The sequence below is a fragment of the Haloarchaeobius pelagicus genome (assembly GCF_051207375.1).
In the GTDB taxonomy this organism is placed as follows: Archaea; Halobacteriota; Halobacteria; order Halobacteriales; family Natrialbaceae; genus Haloarchaeobius.
Map to the genome: position 1 here is coordinate 165359 of NZ_JBPJZD010000004.1, position 21749 is coordinate 187107.

The 21749-nt window shown below is 63.3% G+C and carries 16 protein-coding genes and 1 pseudogene; 8 read left to right on the plus strand and 9 right to left on the minus strand.

Going from position 1 to position 21749, the window contains the following annotated elements:
* Positions 1–19: 19 nt before the first annotated feature.
* Positions 20–1909 (plus strand): DUF8034 domain-containing protein, encoded by a 1890-nt coding sequence (locus ACSC1S_RS21575; protein ID WP_435366125.1) that lies wholly within the window; start codon positions 20–22, stop codon positions 1907–1909.
* A gap of 20 nt (positions 1910–1929) precedes the next feature.
* Here ACSC1S_RS21575 and ACSC1S_RS21580 read toward each other — a convergent pair whose 3' ends face one another.
* A complete protein-coding gene (locus tag ACSC1S_RS21580; RefSeq protein ID WP_435366126.1) occupies positions 1930–2712 on the minus strand; it encodes an IclR family transcriptional regulator in 783 nt (260 codons plus the stop codon).
* Positions 2713–2940: 228 nt separating this feature from the next.
* Between ACSC1S_RS21580 and ACSC1S_RS21585 the strand changes: the two genes are divergently transcribed.
* A complete protein-coding gene (locus ACSC1S_RS21585; RefSeq protein WP_435366127.1) occupies positions 2941–4272 on the plus strand; it encodes a glycerate kinase type-2 family protein in 1332 nt (443 codons plus the stop codon).
* 50 nt (positions 4273–4322) lie between these two features.
* Positions 4323–5309, plus strand: coding sequence for an LLM class flavin-dependent oxidoreductase (locus tag ACSC1S_RS21590; protein WP_435366128.1), 987 nt, complete (start codon positions 4323–4325; stop codon positions 5307–5309).
* A gap of 143 nt (positions 5310–5452) precedes the next feature.
* Here ACSC1S_RS21590 and ACSC1S_RS21595 read toward each other — a convergent pair.
* From ACSC1S_RS21595 to ACSC1S_RS21605, 3 genes and pseudogenes are all read right to left on the minus strand, one after another.
* Positions 5453–5710, minus strand: a pseudogene (locus ACSC1S_RS21595) (transporter associated domain-containing protein); the annotation flags it as partial.
* A 1023-nt stretch (positions 5711–6733) separates the two neighbouring features.
* The gene (locus ACSC1S_RS21600) at positions 6734–7150 is read right to left on the minus strand and encodes a TRAM domain-containing protein (protein WP_435366129.1); all 417 of its coding nucleotides are present in this window, start codon (positions 7148–7150) and stop codon (positions 6734–6736) included.
* Between the two features lie 836 nt (positions 7151–7986).
* Positions 7987–9240 carry an orc1/cdc6 family replication initiation protein gene (locus tag ACSC1S_RS21605; protein ID WP_435366130.1) on the minus strand — a complete coding sequence of 418 codons (1254 nt, stop codon included), beginning with the start codon at positions 9238–9240 and terminating at the stop codon, positions 7987–7989.
* Positions 9241–10406: 1166 nt separating this feature from the next.
* Between ACSC1S_RS21605 and ACSC1S_RS21610 the strand changes: the two genes are divergently transcribed.
* From ACSC1S_RS21610 to ACSC1S_RS21620, 3 genes are all read left to right on the plus strand, one after another.
* Entirely contained in the window at positions 10407–10844 is a 438-nt protein-coding gene (locus ACSC1S_RS21610; RefSeq protein ID WP_435366131.1) for a DUF1810 domain-containing protein, read from the plus strand.
* 190 nt (positions 10845–11034) lie between these two features.
* Positions 11035–13731: a hypothetical protein gene (locus tag ACSC1S_RS21615; protein ID WP_435366132.1), complete on the plus strand. Its 2697-nt coding sequence runs from the start codon at positions 11035–11037 to the stop codon at positions 13729–13731.
* Positions 13732–14204: 473 nt separating this feature from the next.
* Entirely contained in the window at positions 14205–14693 is a 489-nt protein-coding gene (locus ACSC1S_RS21620; RefSeq protein ID WP_435366133.1) for a cupin domain-containing protein, read from the plus strand.
* A 73-nt stretch (positions 14694–14766) separates the two neighbouring features.
* Here the strand turns inward: ACSC1S_RS21620 and ACSC1S_RS21625 are convergent, their stop codons facing one another.
* Genes ACSC1S_RS21625 through ACSC1S_RS21640 form a run of 4 tightly spaced genes read right to left on the minus strand, consistent with a single transcriptional unit; the run spans position 14767 to position 18254 of the window.
* Positions 14767–16113: a YcaO-like family protein gene (locus tag ACSC1S_RS21625; RefSeq protein WP_435366134.1), complete on the minus strand. Its 1347-nt coding sequence runs from the start codon at positions 16111–16113 to the stop codon at positions 14767–14769.
* A complete protein-coding gene (locus ACSC1S_RS21630) occupies positions 16110–17192 on the minus strand; it encodes a TOMM precursor leader peptide-binding protein (RefSeq protein WP_435366135.1) in 1083 nt (360 codons plus the stop codon). Before ACSC1S_RS21630 ends, ACSC1S_RS21625 begins: the two co-directional genes overlap by 4 nt.
* Positions 17185–18102: a SagB/ThcOx family dehydrogenase gene (locus ACSC1S_RS21635; RefSeq protein WP_435366136.1), complete on the minus strand. Its 918-nt coding sequence runs from the start codon at positions 18100–18102 to the stop codon at positions 17185–17187. The genes ACSC1S_RS21630 and ACSC1S_RS21635 overlap by 8 nt, the downstream gene beginning before the upstream one ends.
* A complete protein-coding gene (locus ACSC1S_RS21640; RefSeq protein ID WP_435366137.1) occupies positions 18099–18254 on the minus strand; it encodes a hypothetical protein in 156 nt (51 codons plus the stop codon). The genes ACSC1S_RS21635 and ACSC1S_RS21640 overlap by 4 nt, the downstream gene beginning before the upstream one ends.
* 244 nt (positions 18255–18498) lie before the next feature.
* Between ACSC1S_RS21640 and bioB the strand changes: the two genes are divergently transcribed.
* Positions 18499–19458, plus strand: coding sequence for a biotin synthase BioB (gene bioB, locus ACSC1S_RS21645; RefSeq protein WP_435366138.1), 960 nt, complete (start codon positions 18499–18501; stop codon positions 19456–19458).
* A 217-nt stretch (positions 19459–19675) separates the two neighbouring features.
* On the opposite strand, the gene ACSC1S_RS21650 is transcribed toward bioB, so the two are convergent.
* On the minus strand, positions 19676–20446 hold the full coding sequence (locus tag ACSC1S_RS21650) for a creatininase family protein (protein WP_435366139.1): 771 nt from the start codon (positions 20444–20446) through the stop codon (positions 19676–19678).
* A 182-nt stretch (positions 20447–20628) separates the two neighbouring features.
* On the opposite strand from ACSC1S_RS21650, the gene ACSC1S_RS21655 reads away from it, so the two are divergent.
* Entirely contained in the window at positions 20629–21735 is a 1107-nt protein-coding gene (locus ACSC1S_RS21655; RefSeq protein ID WP_435366140.1) for an aminotransferase class V-fold PLP-dependent enzyme, read from the plus strand.
* Positions 21736–21749 lie beyond the last annotated feature (14 nt).

Genomic DNA, 21749 nt, shown 5'->3' on the forward strand with positions numbered 1-21749 from the left:
CGAGGCACGCGATAGCAGTATGCACGAGATAGTCGCGAGTACCTCGACTGCTCGCCCGCCCGACTGGGCGGTGAAACAACGAGACCTGTTCGACGCGATGGCGACGGCCGTGGACCGGTTCGTCGCCGACTACCTCGACGCGGACGGCGAACCGCTGTGGCCACCGGACGGGCACGTCGGTGTCGACGGGTTCGACGACGTCGTGGAGGGGTTCTACAACTGGCCGTTGCTGTACGCGATGGGCGGTGACGAACGCGTTCTGTCCCACGCTCGCGACGCCTACGAGGGCGCGCTCAGGCGTGGCAGTCGAACCCCGACGCCGTTCGGTCACGCGATGGTCGTCGACGAGTTCGAGCAGTGTCGCGACTGGTTCCACATGGGCGAGGGGAACCTCTACACGTACAATATGGGTCTCGCCGCACCGGACGATGAGGCTGTCGTCGAGCGAGCCGAGCGGTTCGCGAACCTCTACACGGCCAGCGCCGAGGTGAACAACTTCGACGACGACCGGAAGCTGGTCCGCGGGCCGATGAACGGGAGCATGGGCCCCGACTACTGCGACTTCTCGGCGTACGAGCACCATCCCTACGGTGCCGACTACCGCTGGGCCAGACACGGCCTGCCGTGGCGTGACCTCGAGTTCGAGGAGGCCGCCGACCTGCTCGACTCCGAGAACGAAGAGCGGCTGTTCGAGGTGCTGAACGAGCGCTGTGCGAAGGGCGACATCCCGCTGAACCTCAACGTAACGAGCCTCATGACGAACGCCTATCTCCACACCGGCGACGACCGGTATAGCGAATGGGTGGTCGATTACCTGGAGGCGTGGCGCGAGCGGACCCGCGAGAACGATGGTATCATCCCGGACAACGTCGGTCGCTCCGGTGAGATCGGGGAGTATACTGACGGCTCCTGGTACGGCGGCTACTACGGCTGGTCGTGGGGGGGCTGGCACTACATCGGCATCGGGCCGACCGTCGCCGCCGAGAACGCGGTGCTACTGGAGGGCGACCGTGAGTACCTCGAATTCCCACGCTCGCAACTCGACACGCTCATCGAGCAGGGAATCGAGGTGAGCGAAGACGACGTTCACGACACGCTCTACATCCCGCACAAGTACGGTGGTGAGGGTGACTATCACTACGACGCCTCCGGCGTGCTCACCGAAGACGATGGGGAGGTGCTGTGGCGCGACGGCTGGTACGAGTTCCAGCCCCACAAGGACGACCCGTACGCGGTCCACCTCTGGTACGCCTCCATGGACCAGAAGGACCGGGACCGGGTGCGCGACCTGCGTGACTGGGGCAAACGCGACTGGAAACAGGTCGACATGCGCGCGTCGTCCAAACACGGCGCGGGGAGCGAATATGCGTGGCTCGCCTACCTCGACGGCGAGTTCCCCGACTACCCGGAGCGCATCCTCGATGCGAACCGGGCACACATGCAAGAACGGCTGGACCTCATGCGAGAGGAAGGGAACGAACCGACGACCACGGACGAGGATTACCTCCGGGACCGGAACCCCGTGTTCCACCGCGGCCTGCTCCAGCTCACGATGGGAGCCCCACAGCCGGTGTACTACGGTGGGCTCGTGATGGCACAGGTTCGGTACTTCGACCGGGGTCGGGAACGGCCTGGACTGCCAGCGGGCGTCGCCGCGCTGGTCAGCCGCGTGGACGACGACGGTATCGACCTGACGCTGGTCAATACTGGCGGACAGGACCAGGAACTCGTCGTCCAGGCAGGTGCCTACGGCGAGCACGAGTTCACGAAGATACGGTACGATGGAGAAGAGACGAGACCGGGTGCGAATGGGGTTACCGTGTCGGTGCCGAGCGGGGCACGAATCACGCTTTCCGCGGACCTCGACCGATTCGTGAACGACCCCACCTACGCGCTCCCCTGGACCTGAGGGAGAACGCGGTGCCGGCTCTACGAGAACTTCGTGTTGAGTTCGATGACGTTGGCCGCCCGCTGGACGTGGTCGGACAGCTCGCCGTGGAGTCGCTCCGTGGTGAACCGACTCGACGGGCCAGTGATGCTCACTGCACCAAGGACCGTTTCCCCGTTCTTCACGGGGGCAGACACGCAGCGCAGCCCGCTGATGTTCTCCTCATCGTCGATACCGTAACCGCGGTCACGAACCTCCTCCAACCGGTCGTACAGCTCCTCGGCGCTGGCGATGGTTTTCGGGGTGTAGGTCTCGAACTCGGTTGCTTGCACGATCTCCTCGGTCCGCTCGGGTGGGAGGTACGCGAGGATGGTCTTCCCCAGTGAGGTCGAGTACATCGGGGCCTGCGTCCCGACCCGCGAGCGCGTCTCCACCGACCGGTCGCCGGTCGCCTTGTAGAGGTAGGACACCTGGCCGTGTTCTTCGATACCGAACTGGACGATTTCACCGGTCTCTTCGGCGAGTGCATCCACCTCCTCGCGGATGACGTCGTAGTTCCCGACCTGCTCGCGGACGTGCGTCGCCATGTCGAGGAACCGGAGGCTCAGCCGGTATCCGTCGTCTTCCCGAACGAGAATCTGTCGCTCCTCCAGGGTCCGCAGGTGGCTGTGTATCGTGCTCTTCGAGTGCCCCAGCTCGTTCGCGACATCGGTGACCCCGATTCTACCCCGCTCCTGCAACAGGTCGATGATATTGAACGCTATCTCGACCGACCGAATCGTCCGCCCCGTTCGTTCGTCCCCCGCGTCCGTCTTGTCTGGCATACGCGGGTGAACGGACCGGGAACATAAAACGTTGTTCCCGTGTGGGGAACTCGGCTCCGGAACACTGGAATCCAGCCCAGAGAACACCGTGGGCGCTGCCGACGACCACGGCACCCACGACGCGTCGGGCCGGGAGTCTGGTCACTCCGACAGCGGTGGTCCCCGGTTGGACACACGGCGTCTGGAGGAGAAGAATTAACCCCCGGTCCCGCGATGGAACAGTAACACATGCAATCGGAGCCGGACCGTCGCTCGCACGCCCGCGAGTGCCTCCTCGCTGGTATCGACGCTGCGAACCCTCGCGCCGTGCTGGAGGAACAGCTACAGCTGGACCGGTCAGTCCTCAGTGTCGGCGGGAGCGAGGTGGACCTCTCCACCGTGAGCGACGTCTTCCTCGTCGGCGGGGGGAACGCCGCAGGGACCGCCGCCAGCGCACTGGAATCCATTCTCGGAGACCGACTCATGGGCGGTGCCGTCGTCACGGACGACCCGCGAGAGACGAGCAGGGTGACGACGTTCGACGGGACCCACCCGTTGCCGAGCGAGGCGAACGTCACGGGCACGCGAAAGGTGCTGGAAATCGCCGAGGGCGCCGGCCCCGACGACCTCGTGCTGACGATCATCGCCGGCGGTGGGAGTTCACTGCTCTGTGCGCCGAGCGCTGACGTATCCCTTGATGCGCTCCGGTCGGTCACCGATTCGCTCCTCGCGAGCGGCGCGGACATCGACGAGATAAACGCGGTCAGGAAACACTGTTCGGCCATCAAGGGCGGACAACTGGCTCGCGCTGCTGCCCCCGCGCGGGTGGTCGGGCTCGTGTTCAGCGACGTGGTCGGGAACAAGCTCGACGTCATCGCCAGCGGGCCGACCGCTCCCGACCCGACAACTTACGCCGACGCGCTCGGGGTGCTCGACAGATACGGAATCTCGGCGGAGCCGGCCGTCCGTGACCATCTCTTGCGGGGCGACCGCGGCGAACTGCAGGAGACGCCGAAGCCCGGCGACCCGGCGTTCGATGCGGTCGAGAACCACGTCGTGGCGGATACGGACACCGCGCTCGATGCGGCTGCCGACGCGGTGGCCAGTCTCGGATACGACCCGCTCGTACTCACGTCTCGAATCCGCGGTGAGGCGCGCGAAGCGGCGAAGACGCACGTCGCGTTGGGCGAAGAGGTGCTGGCGACCGGCCGACCCATCGACCCGCCAGCCGCACTTCTCACCGGCGGGGAGACGACCGTGACGGTCCGGGGCGACGGCTCGGGCGGCCCGAACCTGGAGTTCGCGCTGGGCGCGGCACTCGAACTCGACGACGACGGCATCGCGGTCGGGTGCGTCGATACCGACGGCTACGACGGTGGAACCGACGTGGCGGGTGCAGTCGTGGACGCGGCGACCGTCGACCGAGGCACCAGTGCGCAGGCGCAGGCGATGCTTGCGGACAACGACGCGTTCGGGTTCTTCGACGGGCGGGACGAACTCGTGGTGACTGGCGCGACCGGGACCAACGTCAACGACCTGCGTGTCGTCCTGGTCGGGTCCCCGTCGGATGCGACGGACTGACGTTGCACAAGAGGTAAGTAGGTTCACGAGAGTGGTGAAAAGCATAGCGCATGAAGTTCGGGATATTCCCCATAGAAGGCGGTGAGACCTGGGAACGGGTCGTCGAACAGTGTCAGATTGCCGAGAACGTCGGGTTCGAGGCCTGCTGGGTCAACGACCACCAGGCGACGGAGGGCGACAACTACTGGCCCTCCCCGCTCACCCGACTCACCAGTATCGCACAGGGAACCGAGGAACTGGAACTCGTCACGTCTGTCCTCATCCTGCCCCTGTATCACCCCCTGCACGTCGCCCAGCGGGCGGCGATGCTCGACAACATCTCAGGCGGGCGGCTCACATTGGGTGTCGGACTGGGCTACGTCGAAGAGGAGTTCGATGCGTTCAACGTGCCGATGGACGAGCGCGCCGGGCGGATGATCGAAGGCATCCGGTTCATCGAGGAGTTCTTCGAGGCCGACGAACCTCTCACGTTCGAGTGTCCGTTCTTCTCCGTCGAGGACTGGGAGCCGCTGCCCGACACCATCTCCGACCCGCGACCGACGCTGTGGATCGGCGGCTGGGGGCCCAAGCAGATCTCCCGCTCCGTGAAGTTCTCCGACGCCTGGGTTCCGGGTGTCGTTGCGGACCTCGGAATCGTCGAGGACCGCAAGAAGAAACAGAAAGAACACGTCGAAAACACCGACCAGGACTGGGACGAGATGGACCACCCGCTGATGCGCGAGTGCGTCATCGCCGAGACCGAAGAGGAGGTCATGGAGCGCAAACAGTACCTCCACACGACCTACCTCGACGAGTACGGTGGCGAGTTCTCGCACCCGCTGATGACCGCGGACAGCGTGGAGGACTTCCACGAACTCGCGGACGACCGGTTCATCTACGGGACGCCCGAGCAGATCATCGAGCAGATAGAGGACATGCAAGAGCGGTTCGAGCTGAACCAGCTCGCGCTGCGGTTCCACCACTCCGGCATGCCCAAAGACCTCGTCGAGGACCAGATTCGACTGTTCGGCGAAGAGGTCATCCCGGCGTTCAACTGAGGACCAGCGAGCAGTAGCCGTCGACGGCACCCCGTCACGGTCGCATCTGCATCGGACTCTTCCACGCTGGTGTCGGGTTCTTCCACGATTCGAACCCACTGTATCCGCGTATTCTCTACCGCATCGACCACGATGGTCGTGTCCTCGTACTCGAATCGTTCACCCACATCGACCAGCCGGCCAGCCCGGGTGAACACGAAGCCGGCGATGGTCTCGAACTCCTCGCCTTCCGGGAAGTCGATGCCGGTGGCCTCGTTCACGTTCTCGGCGTTCACGTCCCCTCGAACCATGGTCGTCGATGACGACGGCCATCTCGGCGCGGTCGTCCCGCATCTCTCTGAACAGGTCGGGGACCGGCTTGCTCTCGGGGACGTGCAGGACATCTCAGGCAAATATATCATATATTTTAATAGTTGTTGGAAGTATTATTGTCCTATCAGTACTATCTTCCAGCACAGGAGATACGGTATCCGGTGGAGAACCTCGAGAAATCGAAACATATCGTCGGGACAGCTCGAGACCACTGCTCTGCGTAGCGTCCACGATTGCTGGTGGGCAACCACCGAAACGAGCCACGATCGCTGTAGCCCTTTTCCCGTGTTTCGACGCCTCTCAACTGCATCTATGGTAGTCGCGAACGCCGGGAGATCGCGACCAATCGAGCGCATTCGGTGGGCCCGCGGGTCGGAGCAGTGCAGCGTCCGTACCCGCGCCGAGAGACGATGGTGGGCCGGATACGAGTGGGTGCGCGTCGTTCAGAAGGCTTGGAGGGATGCGTGCAACGACGATCTGCGCAAGTAATCTATCGGCGGTTTTTCCCACAGCATCCTCAGACAAACGCCGGGAAAACCGAGTAGCAACGTCTGGAAAAACTTTTCGTATCAAAATTATATGTATGTGTTTTGTATGATATATCGACCCAATCTTAGAAGAGTTATTTTGCTGCGATACTCACCAACTCTCTATCTAATCGAGCAGATCTGGCGGGATGTCACACGCGACCTCTCACCGCTTGACACTCCTGATGGAGGCACATCCCGATTCCTGAATCGAAATATCTTCCAGGACGACGGCAGCCACCCGAGATTCGCAGCGTCTTGGGTCGACCGATACGTATCCATGCAAAAGGTATGACTATGGACGATTCGCCAGCACCGACCCTCTCTATTCGTTTTTCGTTCTAGAGCGATGGGAAGAGGCGTCAACGATGCACTCTACCTGCTACCCAACAAAGTCTCGTTATCTACGGTTCTGTTGGTTAATTCCGGATATTTGACTGGGTAGATTGTTCTAGGAGATACCATCGACAAGGTGGTTGCGTACACGGATACCCACACACCGTGTGCGATACGAAATCAGCAGGAAGGTGGGTTGTCGAGCTTCACGAATTCCGGGTAGAGACGATATTATGCCAGAGGTGAGAGTCAGTCAAGAATTTTGGCGAAGGCGACGTTCTCCTGGACGTTCTCTATCTTGACGGTGGGTTCGTCTCCAGGTCGTGCGTCGGGGACGATTACAACGTAGCCACGCTCAACTTTCGCGATACCGTCGCCTTTGTCTCCAACCGTCTCGATGGTCAAATCTCGGATCTCGCCTTCCTCAACCGGAGGTCCAGATTGTTCGTCAGACTGAATTGGTTGGGCGTCTGGCCGTGTTTTAGTTGTCTCTGCAGTCGTGTTCCTGGTGGTACTGGACTCAAGGAGTGCAACGCGGTACTTATCACCCAATTCGAGTGTACCGGAGTTGATCTCGCTCGACGGGACCTCGAGAACATACGAGTCGCCATGCTGGTGGATGTGTGCGGTGAACAGTGCTCGAAGAGAGCTCGGGATTTCAGTCATCGAGTGTACTCAGTTTCGGCTTATCAGCCTTAATTCCGCTGTTAGGTTTGCGCTCAAGGGTGCCCCCAACAACTTGACGAGCCTATCTAGAAGAGCTACCAGGGAGAAATCCAGATTTGATTTCGGTGTTGGACGACGCGGGTGAACTCGTCCTTCGATATCTCGGAGAACAGGTCGTCGAATAGCGAGTCCTCCAAAATGGTTTCTTTGCCGAAAGTGGCGTCGTCAGTGAGCACACCACCCCGGAAGGTATCCTGGCGATTGCGCATAATCTCGCGGAGTTGGTTCGCGTCGTCCGGTGGGAAGAACAGTTCGGTCCTTACGAGAGGGGAAACGTGGGGTGGGTGTGTTCAGGACCTCCGGAAGCACTTCTGGCGGGTCCGGTGTCAGTATCCGAAATAACAAAGCTACAGCATCCACAGATAGTCCCAGTATGTGACGTGTGCCTGTTGTCCGCTACCGCTGTAGGGATAGGTACTCGAAATATTAACCAACGCTTGTTCAATCTTGGCCGTGCCTTGTTGGTTAACTAATGACGGTCCTGATTTCCCGTATGGGAATAAAATCATAATAGAAGGCCATTGACGTACATTTACTCCGGACATTGTGGTGTGGGTGGAGAAGCAACCAGCTTGTAAATCGAACAGTGGACAATGCAGTGTCGAGGGAGGGTACAGAATGTGTTGTCCTCCCTGCTATATCTGCAAACTTCCGGGTTAGAACTGGAGCAGAACAGCGGACATGGTGGTGTTGCTAGGCCAGGATGAACTTCAAATTCTACGGCCTCAAACGTTCTATTCCCACTTTACTCCGGACATGGTGGGGTCGCTAACGGCTCAGTAGTCGTCGAGCGTCGCCTCCACCGCATCCGGCTCCGTCGTCTCGACGAGTTCGATGACCGAGTCGTGGACCCCCACGAGTTCGAGCGTCTCCTCGAGCGCAGAGAGGACGAGTGACGGCTCGAGGTCGAGATTGTACTCACGATACGTCCCGCCACGCCGGCCCTCGTTACGTTCGGTCACGCCGACGATGCCGAGCATCGTCAGCTCGCTCAGGTGGTCACGCATCCGCCGGGAGACGAGCGGTTCGCGATTCGCCAGTTCTGCGAACCGCGTGTACCGGGGGCGGACATCACGTGACCGGACGGGCGTCTCCCCTTCGAGCTCCAGCGTCACCAGCGAGTACAGCACGAGGTGGCCGTGTTCGGTGAGACCCGTGATTCCCTCCTGGATTCGGCCCCGCTCGAGTTCGTCACGGCCGGCGTCCACGTGGTCGGTCTTGACGGTCTCTGTCTCCTGTTCCCGGGCGATGTCGCCCGCGCTCATCAGAAGGTCGAGTGACTGGCGAGCGTCCCCCGCGTCCTTGGCACCGTAGGCCGCACAGAGCGGGATGACACCATCCTCGAGGACGCCGTCGTGGAACGCGACGTCTGCCCGCTGTTCCAGAATCTCTCGGAGGTCGTCGGCGTTGTAGGCGGGGAAGTGGATCTCCTGTTCACAGAGGCTCGACCGGACCTTCGGCGAGAGGTCCTCCCGGAAGGAGAAATCGTTGGAGATGCCGACGATACCGATCTTCGCCTTCTCGAGGTTTCCGTTCGCCCGTGCACGTGGGAGCTGGTAGAGAATCGAGTCGTCCTGCAGGTGGTCGACCTCGTCGAGGACGATGACGATGGTTCCCCCGTTGTCCTCGAGTTCGCTCCAGAGCATCTCGTACACGCTGGCTCGGGGATAGCCGGTCGTGCTGATCTGGTTGGTCTCGTCACGGAACTCGTTGACCAGGCGGGTCGCGACCTGGTAGCTCGACGTGAGCCCATCGCAGTTGAGCATCGCGACGGTCAACTCGAGGTCCTCGTACTGTGCCGCGTCCTCGGTGAGATGGGACAGCAAGAACCGGGTCGCTGCCGTCTTCCCGACGCCCGTCTTCCCGTAGAGAAAGATGTTGTCGGGCTGCTCCCCGTTGATCACGGGCTGGAGTGCAGCCTGATACGTGCTGAGTTCGTCACTCCGGCCGACCAGCTCCTCGGGCTGGTAGTCCTCACGGAGCGCGTCCCGGTCAGCGTAGATGTTCGTGTCCCGTTCGAACAGCGGCATCGATACAGTGGTCGTCTGAGGCGACCTACATAAAACCACCGCGTCCGGAGTGTCCGCTGTTCTCGATGACTTAAATGAAACCACAGACACACCCACCCCACCTTGTCCGCTGTTCTTCCCTCACGAAGGATGGGGCTAGCTGTACTGCGGTCAATTTAGACTGTAATCACAGAAAGTTTTAATACAGATAGCTTTGAGCTAGTCCGTAGGAGAGCTTAACAAAGGTCAGGGATGGAACAGCCCGACCTGTTGCTGTGACTCAAGCATTCGACCCCCTGCTCCGGGCATCGATTACTGCGGACATAGTGGGGGGAGAGTCTCTAACGTCTTGTTGACCACGTTCTGTTTAGATTCGACCATAAGACGCGCTCTTCTTCCTACCCCGAGCTTTTCGACACCACCGTGTCCGCTGTTCTTCCGACGGCTGTCTCCACACCACACCACCGTGTCCGCAGTTCTTCGCCACCCCATTTCGAGAACAGCGGACATCGTGGTGTGTTCGATGCAGACCCTGTCGGACACAGGAGCTAACGTATCCAACGACTCTGTCCTGTGTAGGGTGGTTCACAGATGAGCGTCGGACACCACATTGTCCGCAGTAAATTCGCAACAAAACTCCTTTCGAGGGCGAATTCGACAAACTCTGGTTCAGGAATTTCATTTCGCACACGGGGTGTCCACGCTACAGAACTCAATGGGCGTGGCCGTCGACGCCGAGAACCAAACACGGCTCGAGACACGGTTGGCAAACGAGGCGAACCAGACGGTGAGGTTCGAAATACAGCTGGTCCTGTCCCGGCACGCCCAAGGGACATCGACCGGTCGGTGACACGAGCGGAGTCGGATTCGAAGGTGTTGTCGACGGGTGGCTCTATCTCAATGCGTTCGTCGAGGGTCGCGAGCTAGTGCTTGGGGATTTCGCTGACGCCAAAGCGAGCACCGGAGATGGTACAACGTGTATCAGGTTCGCCATCACGGTTGACTGTGGTCCAATATTTGCTCGACTCCACAGGGTTCACTGCCCCTGTCTGGCTCGCTTGGAGCGGGAACGGTGCGCGCTATCTCCGGTGACTGGCTGGCGGTAACAGCATCGAACCGACCTACGCGCAGTGTGTTCGAACTGGAACTCTTACGTGTCGAGGGTTGGATTGCTGTTTGTACGACCGATGACGTCTCAGGCTGACCCCTACGATTTGGAGCGGTTCGTCGAGGCCCAGGAGCCGGTTATCGACGACGTGAAACGAGAATTGCGGGCAGGCCGGAAGCGCTCGCACTGGATGTGGTTCGTGTTCCCCCAGATTGCCGGACTAGGTCATAGTGAGATGGCACAGCGGTACGCGATTGACTCGCTCGACGAGGCGAAGGCGTATCTCGCGCATCCTGTGCTGGGCCCGCGGTTGCGCGAGTGCACGGACATCGTGCGATCGATAGAGGGGCGGACCGCGAACGAGATCTTCGGGTCGCCAGACGATCTGAAGTTCCGTTCGTCGATGACGCTGTTCGAGGGCGCCGCAGACGACTCAACTCGCTTCGCAGACGCACTCGACCAGTACTACGACGGTGACCGCGACAGCAAGACACTGAAGCGATTGGCTGACCACTAATCCTGGATGATGTATCCCACAGCCCCGGACATCACTTTTGCCGACCGAGAACCAGACATCAATCGAGTGACGGTAACGCCACACGCTGACGGTTTCTCGCTTCGATGGCGTACCGGAGGATACAGACACCTCAACTGGACTCACGAACACCGACCACTTCGGGAACTCGAGGGCATGCAGAGTCGATAGCATGCGCAGAGACGAACGCGACCCGGACGAGCTCGTCGACAGGATCAGGGAGGCGCTCGCGCCCGGTACATCCCGTCGTGCCTCAACGGTCCTTCGCAGAAAGGAGGCGTTGAACGCGATACCCCACGGGATGGCGTACACTACGGACTACCCGGGGTTGCTGGCGGACATCGCGGAGGTCCTCTACGAGGAGGCGACGGCCACCGAGCGCGGTGCGGTGCGACTGTTCGAAGGGGCGTACGCGTCGGTCGCGGTCCAGTACGAGTGCGTCGATGCACTGGAAGACATCGACGCCAGCGTGCTCAGGGATGTGACACCACCGGCGTCCGAGTACGAGCGACTCCTTGCGGGCATCCTCCGACTCCTGCAATTGGAGGCGGTCATCGATGCCACGCCCGACGCCCGTAACGCTATCCACGGAATTCGTGAGTCGCCTGCCCCGATGCCGGTCGCCCTGAGCGAGGCCTTGGACGCGTTTCTGTTCGCTGCACCGGCCGCACTCCTTCGCGAGCATACTGACGCGCTGGTAGCGACCCGTCGGGCTGTGATTGACCGCGTCCTCGACCCACCGCGCGACGCTATTGCGCCAGCTGACGCACAAGCGGCCGCTGTCCTCCTCACGACCCCAGACCTCGACCCGCCATCGCAAGCCCGTATCATCGCCGCCAGCCAAGCACTCGTCGGTGCTGACACGCCCGTGGTCCGCTGCTGGGGGCGGTACGTCCAGACTCACAGGCCCGCCAGTCAGGCCCCGACCGACGCGAGGGCGGCAGCACTGGTCGACGCGGTCAGTGAGCATGTGGCCGCGGTCGCCGCCGAATACGGCGACGGCGGGAACACTGCGATCTGGATGCTCGGTCGCGGAGCTGTCGTGACGGCCACGCCCGCGGTGCGACGCCGATACGTCGGGACACTCGGGTCGTTCTTGACGGACATGGACCGCAGCATCGACGGGACCGTCTTCGGGGCGCTCCAGCGCGTCGTCACCGCCCAGACTCTCGACGAGGGGACGGTCGAGTCACTGTTCGACGGTGTCCTGGCGGGCCTTCTGGAAACCGTCGAGTCCTCGCGGCGGCCAGCGGTCCGGTTCGTGCAGGTGCTCGCAGATTGTGACTGTCTGCCGGCGTGGTTCGTCGACGACCTCCTCGCGTCACTTGCGTCGTCGCTTGAGAACGGCGACCGCCAGGCCGTCGATGCCGCGCTCGGCGCGGTCAAGCGCCTGTTCGAGGATGACTTCGAAACCGGCGACCCCGTCTGTCCCGCTGCGAGCGAGCGCGCGAGCCCCGCGGTCGCCTGGCGGCTCGTCGATGCGACGCGAGGCGCACTCCAGGACGCACCCGAACGACGGGCCCACGAGATCGGGCGCGCACTCAGAGAACTGCTGACTGCGTCTCTCCTCCCGGCGGAGACGGTCGACATGGTGGTCACGTCGCTCGTTGAGACGGCGCTGAACGGGAGCGATGACGACCGCGGCCCTGCCGCCATCGCCGTGCGCCAGCTCGCGCCCTCGAACGTCCTCGCTAAGGCCGACGCCAGAAGGCTCGTCGCGGACGTCACACCGACAGAACTCGCAGCGTCCAGTGCGCTCCTGCAGACCACAACCGCACTGCTCGAACACCACGACATCGGCGCATTTTTCGACTATGCCGCACTCGCCGCCGCGCTCCGGGACCGCGTCCCGACGGCATCCGTCGAGGACCTCCCGGTCATCGTGCACGCGCTCGCTACAGTCCTCGACGCACACGAATTCACCCGGCGAGCCGACGCGTTCGCGTGTCTCGTGGCCGTCGTCGACGCAACCGGGCGATGTGCCCACCAGAACCACGCCCTCAGCCCCGTAAGTGATTATCTCAGGGACGCCATCGACGCGACCCCACGACCCACACACCCGTCCGACCTCGACCCCCTCCGCGACCGCCTTCGCGCTGAGGACCCGCACGTACGGACGGCTGCCGTCAAGGCCATCCGGGACGGCACGTCGACGACACGGAGACAGTTTCTGGTATTCAAGGAACCCCAGTCGAAACGCCCATGGCTGACCGAAGCCGCAACCCCGGACCTCCTCGAACCGATGCTCGAACATGCGACGGGAGAGATGGGCGACGGCGGATTCGCGGACCCGACGCTGTCCGTCCTTTCGACGTTCCTCGACCGCGGGTGGCTAAACAACGACACTATCGACGATGTCGCCACGACAGCCCTGACCATCCTCAAAAATGACCCCAAGAACGCCGGGACGTTGCTCTCGGTCCCTGCGGTCGCGAACCGCCTGTCGGCCGCCGACGCCCACCATGTGCTCGAAACGTACGCGACGTCGCTCCGGGACGCAGCCGATGAAGACCCCATAATCGTCTCGAAAGCGACGCAGGTCCCGGACGGGACCCTCGAGGTCATCGAGACGCTCCTCGACACCGGTGCTGTCTCCCCTGACGCCGTCCTCGAAGCAGTCCCCGTCGCGTCGTTCGGGGTGCCTGACGCACCGAGTTTCGACGCGTACCTCGGTCGTGGTTCTCCCGATGGCGTCCGCCTACTCTCGCTTCTCGGCACGGCAGCCGCCGCCACAGACAGGTCACTCGACTCACTCGCCATCACGATCGCCCGCGCACTCGCGACGAAGAACTTCGACGACACCACACGACTCGAGCTCGTCGACGAACTGACCGCACTCGACGGCCACGCACGCACCCGTCGGGAGTGAGAACCGAGCGTGCGACCGCGGGCGGATTGTGTCCCGGTCGATGTGTCGGGTCGATCATTAGTATCAAACTGAAGCTGACGCCGACAGTGGCGGTGTCGGAATCGAAAAGTTGGCACGGCCACCGCAGGCCGGCCGTGGCGAGTGACCCCTGGTGGCGTCCTCGCCGGCCAGCGCGGTGAGTTCCCGACAGCCTGGTGCGAGAGGGGTAGTCGTGGCCTCTCCGGCTAGGCACGATCTGGCCGGGTGAAGGTCGTTGTGCTTACTGGCGACTGCAGCCAGCACGACTGCGACCGCAGCGGGCGCAGCCGGACCGCGATTCGTTAGTATTCGATGCGTCCTTCGAACGGGCTTCGATTTGCAGGTTCATACTGCATTCTCGACTGGCATGGCTGCCTGCATAAACCGGGAGCCGGAGTTACGGGCAGTGTAGACCACCAGCAGCGTTGACGCGGTGACGGTGAACAATCTCTCGTATGGAACGTGTCTCTATCGACGCGCTTGACCCGGAGCCGGAGGGGAATCTGGAGGTCGACCGGCGACCATTGAGTGACACCCTCGGAACAACAGACATGGCGCTGAATCACTATCGACTCGCACCCGGTGACTGTCTGGTGGGCGGGATGCACGCACACATGGACCAGGAGGAAGTGTTCTACGTCCTCGAGGGCGTGGTGACCTTCGAGACGACAGATGACCCGGGTGCCGAGCCAGAATCGGTGCGTGTCGAGGCGGGGGAAGTCGTCAGCTTCGGTCGTGGCGAGTACCAGCAAGGTCGCAATGCAGACGATTACGAGGCGGTGGTCTTGGCGATGGGTGCGCCGCCGAACTCGACGTCGGGGCGCGAACCGCGGACGTGCGGTGCGTGTGGAGACAGCGAGTACCTCGACACGGCGATGATCGACGGCGAGCTGAAAGCTCAGTGTTTAGTCTGCGACACCGTTCACGAAAGCGGGCTCCACTGAGACACCTCGTTTTCGCTCCGCTAGTCAGGGCAATTTAAGCTTGTTCTCGAAGGCGGTCCACGTCCGCCTGTCCTCAGGGGAAGGGGTGAGGATCGCGATTCTCGATGCGGTCGAGGGCGGGGTGGTCGACGGGGGCGAGGGCTGGTGGTGTGATGTCGACGAGTCCCGGAACGTACACTGCTGTGGCGTACAAGCCGAGTTCGCGGACGTCAGCCGGCGTGAGGTCCACGGCTATGGGCGTCAGGTCCTTGTTCGCCCTGACCGCCGCGAGCGTGCGCTCCAGCTCGCGGCGTGGGTCGTCGAACGTCGTTTCCTCGCCCAGAGACGCCGACTCGTCACTCGCCGAGGGCGTCTCGGATTGGGACTGCCCGCTGGATACCAGCTCCTCCCGTGAAACCGTCCGAACGTCGCCCTGTTGAAGATGAGCGACTGCGGTGAAGTTCTCGGGGCGCATGTAGTACTGGACGTTCCGGTCGAAGTCGTACACCGAGTCCACATCGATGTCAGGATCTGGGATGTCGCCGGTCGCGAGCTGGTACTTCGTCTGGAGTAATCCTTCGGCGGTCTCCGAGAGTGCATCCTGGATCGCGCCGTCGAGCGAGCGGTGGGCGCCGGCGAACAGACGGAACTTCGGGACGCGGTCGGCGTTGTTGACCAGCATGGTCGCGACAGCGGCGCAGTCCGTTGGCGTCGGGAGTTCGAGCACATGAAGCTGGTAGCCGGCTGGCGTGATGCGCCGTCGGAACGCGTCCAGTTCTTCAAGTGCGGAGATGTCGAGTCGGGTCGGCGTTCGGCACTCGTACCACGTCCGCATGACTGCGTCGCGTTCGACCTGCTCGTTGAGCGACCGCACGAGAGCCCCTGCCAACGAACTTCCGCAGGCGTTCCCGCTCGTCGATTCAGGCAGTGATGCTCCGTCACGGTGGGCGTGCGCGAACGACACGAGGTCCGTCGGAACGAGAACTTCGTCGCCGCCGGAGAGCGTCGTCCCCGGCACCCACTCGGTGGTAGTGTCCGCGTCGAATGTCTCGAACCCGGCTGCTTCGAGTTCGTCGTCCGGCCAGACCCTGAGGAACTCGAGGTGGACGACGCACTCGCCGGCTGCACACAGCTCGGCGTGGGTCGCGTCGACTCTGTCCGCGAGCGGCCAGTACATGCTGTAGCGTTCGATGAACTCACCGAGCGCGGTGAGCGTCGCCGCCGAGGCTGTGGTTCCGCCACCGCCGACGGTCACGCTGATCGGTTCGTCGCCCGTGTCAGGAACGACGCGCTCGACCGCGGCCGTGGTGAGCTCGGTGATGGCGAACTCGCCCGTCCCTCGGTCGGGTTGTCTGAACTCAAGGCCGGTCGCGGGACTACAGAGGTGACCGAGACAGCGCTCGGCCCTGGTCGCGGGATGGTCGGTGGCGTCGACGTTCATCGTTTCCCCTCCGTTGAACGAGACGCGAGGCGGTCGATAGTAACGTGTCGCGGCGCGTCCAGACGATCGGCGTCACGTCCACAGGCCTCACAGTGTGGGAGCCGGAGCACCTCGTCGGCCTGAACGGCGAACGAGTCGAAATCGAAGTCGACGACGCTGCCGGTAGTAACGCCGAACCCACCTGTCACCTGCTCGATGACGTCAGCGGCGAGCAGCCCGCTCACGATCGTCGCGAACGCGGGGAGCCCGGGTCGCGGTGCCTCGGAGGACGACTCGAACGACGTGTAAGCTGCCCCGGTCGCCGCGTTAGCGCGTTCGCGGAAGCAGTCGTAGCACGCCGTCTCGCCCGGGTAGACCGTCGGCCCGACCTGTCCGTCGACCCCGTTGACGACGCCGATGGTCCACGGGGTTCCGGTCCTGTGGGCGGCCTCGTTCAGCGCTGTCGCGACCGACGGGTACGGCCGGTCGACTGCCATCGCGCCGAACGTCGACTCGCCGAGCAGTGCCTGGAGGTCCGGGTCGACATGGTGCGTGACACGGTCGTCCGCGAACACACCCTCACGCGGGCCGGCGTCCGCCTGAGCGCGCTCTGTATTCGTGTCCGTCGAGAGATCGACGTACTCGATACCGCCGACGCCCGAGTCGAGGAGGGCGCGCACGAACGTACGGCCGGCCAGTCCCGCCCCGACGACCGCGAGCGTCGCGTTCGCGAGCTGTGCCTCGCGGTCGGATTCGTCGTCGCGGAGGGCGAGGTAGCCGCCGACGCGAGCACGCTCGGCGTCGACTGGCTCGCCAGCGTCGCGGACGATGCTCTTCTCCTGGAGCGCAAACAGCACGCCGCGAAGGTCCTCCCTGCTCTCGGGGTCGAACGAGTCGAGGATGGCGTCGACGTGCGTGGTCCCGTCCAGGGCCGTGACGAAGTTGGCGAGCTGCCCCTCCCGGTCCTCGTCCTCGATTTCGAACACCGGCCCGCTCCAGGGGCCAGCGGTGAACGTGACCGCGTCGTCGCTCTCGATGACCGTCCCGAACGCCGGGTTGATGCGCGGATACGATGCCAGAGGCGTGGATGTGTCAGTCATGGATATCTTGGTTCTCGTCCTGTGGGTGGCCGACTGCGATGGGGTACAGTGTGGCTTCGTTGGTGCCGTCGACGCCGAGGAACTGATCGAGGTCGTCGTCGAGGAAACTCCCGAGCGGAACCCCACCCAGACCGAGTGCCGTCGCGGCCAACAGGAGGGTCTGGGCGAGGTGGCCGGCCTCGTAGAGCGCGAACCGGTAGCCGACCATACCGTACTTGGACGCGACACGACTGAGACAGCCAGTCAGGACGAACGTCACCGGGGCATCGTCGACGATTGCGCCGGCGAAGGGCTCGTCCATGAAGCACCCGGTGAACCGATCGCCGGTCCCGCCCCGCTCCAGCACCCGCAAGGCGTGCTCCCGCGGTGAGTAGTAGTACGTCCCCGCGTCGATGTCCGCGCCGTCGCTGACGACCGGGTACACCTCGATCGGGTAGAGCCCACCCGCCGACGGATAGGACCGCGATGTCTCGCTGACGATACCGGTGTCCCGTTCGGCGGTTGGTGCGACCGCGTGCCCGAGGAGTGTGCCGAGGGTCTCAGTGGTCACACCGCGGTCGGCGAACTCTCGGACACTCCGCCGGCGAGCGAGCACGTCTGCCAGCCCACAGTCTAGTGCGTTCGGCGTCGGGAGCGACACCGTCTCCTGGCCGTGGTAGTCCTGTTCGACCGTCGAGAACCCGTCTGGGAGGTCGCTCGACGTCATCGCCGACTGCATCTGGTAGTGGCGGTCGAACTTCGTGTTCTCGTGGAACAGCGCCGCGACACTCCCGTCACGGAAAGCGCGTTCGCGGAACGCCTCCATGAACGACGATGTCGAGGTCAGATCGACGCGTCCGGCGGGGTGTTCTTGGGCCGCGAGTGACAGGCGTGCGTCCCGCTCCGCGCGCTCGGTGTGGTTCCTGGTCATAGGCCTCTCTCCGCGTGGCGCTCGCGCATCTGTTCCAGGTCCTCTGGCCCCCAGTCGTCGGGGTACTCGTCCACCTGGTCGCTGTAGTGGTAGTAGCGACACCGGAGGTTGCACTCGGGGGTCACCTTGATGAGGGGAGAAAAATCGGTCATGAAGCGCCGAGCACCTCACCACAGTCGGGGCATTGCCTGATGGTCGTGGCCGTGCCGAGTGGGTGACAGCCGCCTGGATCGATGATTCGGAACTCCGGGATAACCCGTTCCAGGCAGCGATCGCAGGTGAATTGGTCGTGCATATTCCGACCGACGACCGCTGGGGTGTAAAGACGAGAGTGGGGCTTACATCGTCTGTAGAAGGGGTATCTGTCCTTTTACGGTGGGTGTTTTCCATCCGGGTATGTCACAGCCAACGGGGAACGAGACGGTCGACGAAGCGGTCGAAAAAACGCTGGCGGGCGAGCAACTGACCCGCGAGGAGTGCCTGGCGCTGCTCGAGGAGCCGGTTGATGCGCTAACCGATGGTGCAGCGGTCGTGCGTGACGAGCTGGCCGGCGAGGGTGTCACGACCCGCGGCCTCGGCTACGTCACGCGGGGAATCTGTAGCCAGGACTGCGGGTTCTGTGCGTACTCCGCACGCCACGACGCGGATGTCGAACAGCACGGTGTCATCGAGCGCGAGAAGCTCCGGGATGCCGCCAAGCGCGCCGAGCGCAAGGGTGCTGAGCGATTCAATATCGTGTCGACCCGCCGGGGTGCGGACAGCGAACTCCGTACCGACGAGTGGCAAGAGGTCCTTGGCGCGATCGAGACGATTCGCGAGGAGACCGACTTGGATGTCGACGCCTGCCTCGGGTTCCTCCAGCAAGATGAGGCCGAGCGGCTCGCGGACGAGGGGGTCCAGCACTACGTCCACATGGTCGAGACGTCGCCGCGGTACTTCGAGAAAATCACGAGTACGCACACGTTCGAGGAGCGGCGTCGAACGCTGGAGGTCGCTCGTGATGCGGGCATCGACCTCATCTCGGGCATCATCGTCGGGATGGGGGAGACCGCGGTGGACCGCGTCGACGCGGCACGCGAGCTTCGCGACATCGGCATCGACGTGTTCTCGCTGAACGTCCTCTCGCCCATCGCGGGTACGCCCGTCGCCGAGGAGGTCGGGACCACGCCGGACATCACACGCGAAGGCATTCTCCAGACGCTCGCCATCGTGCGGTTCATCCACCCCGAGATTCGCATCGACACGAACACCGCCCGCGCACCAATCACGCGAGAGGAGTTCCTCGAGTCGGGCGGGAATAGCATCCAGCTCGGGGACATGATCCACTACGGCGACTACCCCGTGGGTAAGGCGTGAATCGAGTCAGCGGGCGGTCGCCGTGAGCAACACGTCCGACCCAGACAGCGACTCGACGCAGTAGGAGTTCTTGCAAACCTTCCCCCGGGTGCTGCTTCCACAGTGGCTTCCGACGACGAGCGTCGACCCTCAATGCGTTCGGAGGTGTCGTTCTCAGTCAATGTGCTCCCGAACGAGATGCAGCGGGGAGACCGTTTCCTGTAGTAATCAGCGGTTCTCAGTGGTGGTCTTTCGGCATGAGCGTCTGGAACTCCCTGGCGTCCAGCCACTCACAGAGTTCGACGAGTTGCTCGGTCGCGGCGTCGAAAAGTTGTTCCCCCTTCGCGGCGGTAGCGTCGGTCTGGTCGCCGAGGACGCCATTGGGGGTGTTGTCGATCGCGTCGTAGTACGTCCGTGCGCCGTTGACGATGGTATCGTTCGTGGTGATGTCGACGACGCCACCGTCGCGGGCGTCGGCGAGCCGGTCCTCGTGGACGAGGTCAGGCGCGAGATGCTGGACAAGCGCGGTCTCCTTCGGCCCGCCGTGCGGGCCGGTGTGCTCGAACAGGTCATCGACGAGTTCGGGGATGCTCTCGTTCCACATCCATTCGATTGCGTACATGACCTCCTGGTCGCGGAGTCGACGCCCGACCTCGCGGAGGGGCTCGACGTTGTTGCCGTGGGCGTTCACGTAGATGAGGCGGTCGATGCCATGCTCGGTGAGGTTGCGCGTCACCGACTCAACGTAGTCCCGGAACGCCGGGGCGTCGGCCCACATGGTGCCGTGGAACTGCCGGTGGTGGGTGCTGACGCCGACGTTGATGGTCGGTGTGCAGAGGTAGCCAGCGCGGTCGGCGGCCTCGCGGGCGAACGCCTCGGCGATCAGGTGGTCGGTCGACTCGGGGAGGTGTGGCCCGTGCTGTTCAGTCGAGCCCACCGGAACGAGTGCCAGTGATTCTGTCTCGAAGTACGATGCCAGATCGGGCCAGGCCTCGTCGCCGATATACATGGATGAACGAGTTCTCTGCCCCGGCTTCAACTCCAGTCGCGGTCCACAATACCTGTGGCCACGACGCGGAGACCGAGTCCTCGACTGGCGTATGATGACTGCAACGAGAGCACCTTACAGGCCCTGTATCCGCCTGGGTGCACACTTGGGGACAGAGGGGGTACGCGTCGATACGAGTGACGATGACACCACAGGAACTTCGGGAGTCCATTCCCGCGCTCGAGGACGCGACCTACCTGAATACCGGCGCGAGCGGGCCGTCGCCGCGGCGCGTCGTCGTCGCCGCTGCGACCGCACTGGAGCGCCACGAGTTCCAGGCGCCCGCATCTGGAGAGATGTACGACTACGGTAGGCAGGTGTTCGACAGCGCGCGTGCGGCAGTGGCTGACCATCTGGCGACCGAGCCAGGGAACGTCGCACTCACGCACAGCACCGGTGATGGACTGGCACGGGTCGCTGCGGCCATCGATTGGAACCCTGGCGATGTGATCGTCCGCACCGACCAGGAGCACATGGCGAACGTGCTACCGTGGGCGCGTCTGGAACGCCACGAAGACGTCGAGGTCAGAGTCGTCGAGACCACAGGCGGGCGTGTGGACCGTGACCAGTTCCTCGATGCAGTCAAGGACGCGCGGCTGGTCACGTTCAGCTCGGTCTGCTGGACGACCGGCGTGCGCGTGGCCGTGTCCGAGTTGACCGCGATCGCCCATGAAGCCGGCGCACGGGTACTCGTCGACGCCGTGCAGTCCGTCGGCCAGCACGAGGTCGACGTCACGGACTGGGGTGCCGACGCAGTCGTTGCCTCTGGCCACAAGTGGCTGCTGGGTGACTGGGGGAGCGGGTTCCTGTGCGTCGACCCGGAGTTCGCGGAGACGCTCCACCCGGCACACCTGGGGTACTTCGGCGTCGAGTATCCGCCGACGGCGGACTACGACCTGAAACCGGGTGCACAGCGATTCGAGATCGGCACGCGGTCGCTGGCGCCATACGCCGCGCTCTCCGAAGCGCTCGCGACCATCGAGGCGGTCGGATACGGGACCATCGAGTCCGAAATCGAGCGCCTCACGAACTACCTCAAGTCACAGGTACGTTCGGCCGAACTGCACTCGCCGGAGCGTTTTGAGTCGGGCCTTGTTTCGTTCACTGTGGCGGACCCGGCGGATACAGTCGAGCGACTGGCGGCACAGGACGTCCACATCAAGGCCGTTCCGGGGCCCGACACCATCCGCGTCTCCCTCCACGCGTTCAATACCACGACAGACGTCGACCGGCTGCTTTCGGGGCTCTGATACAGGTGCGTTTG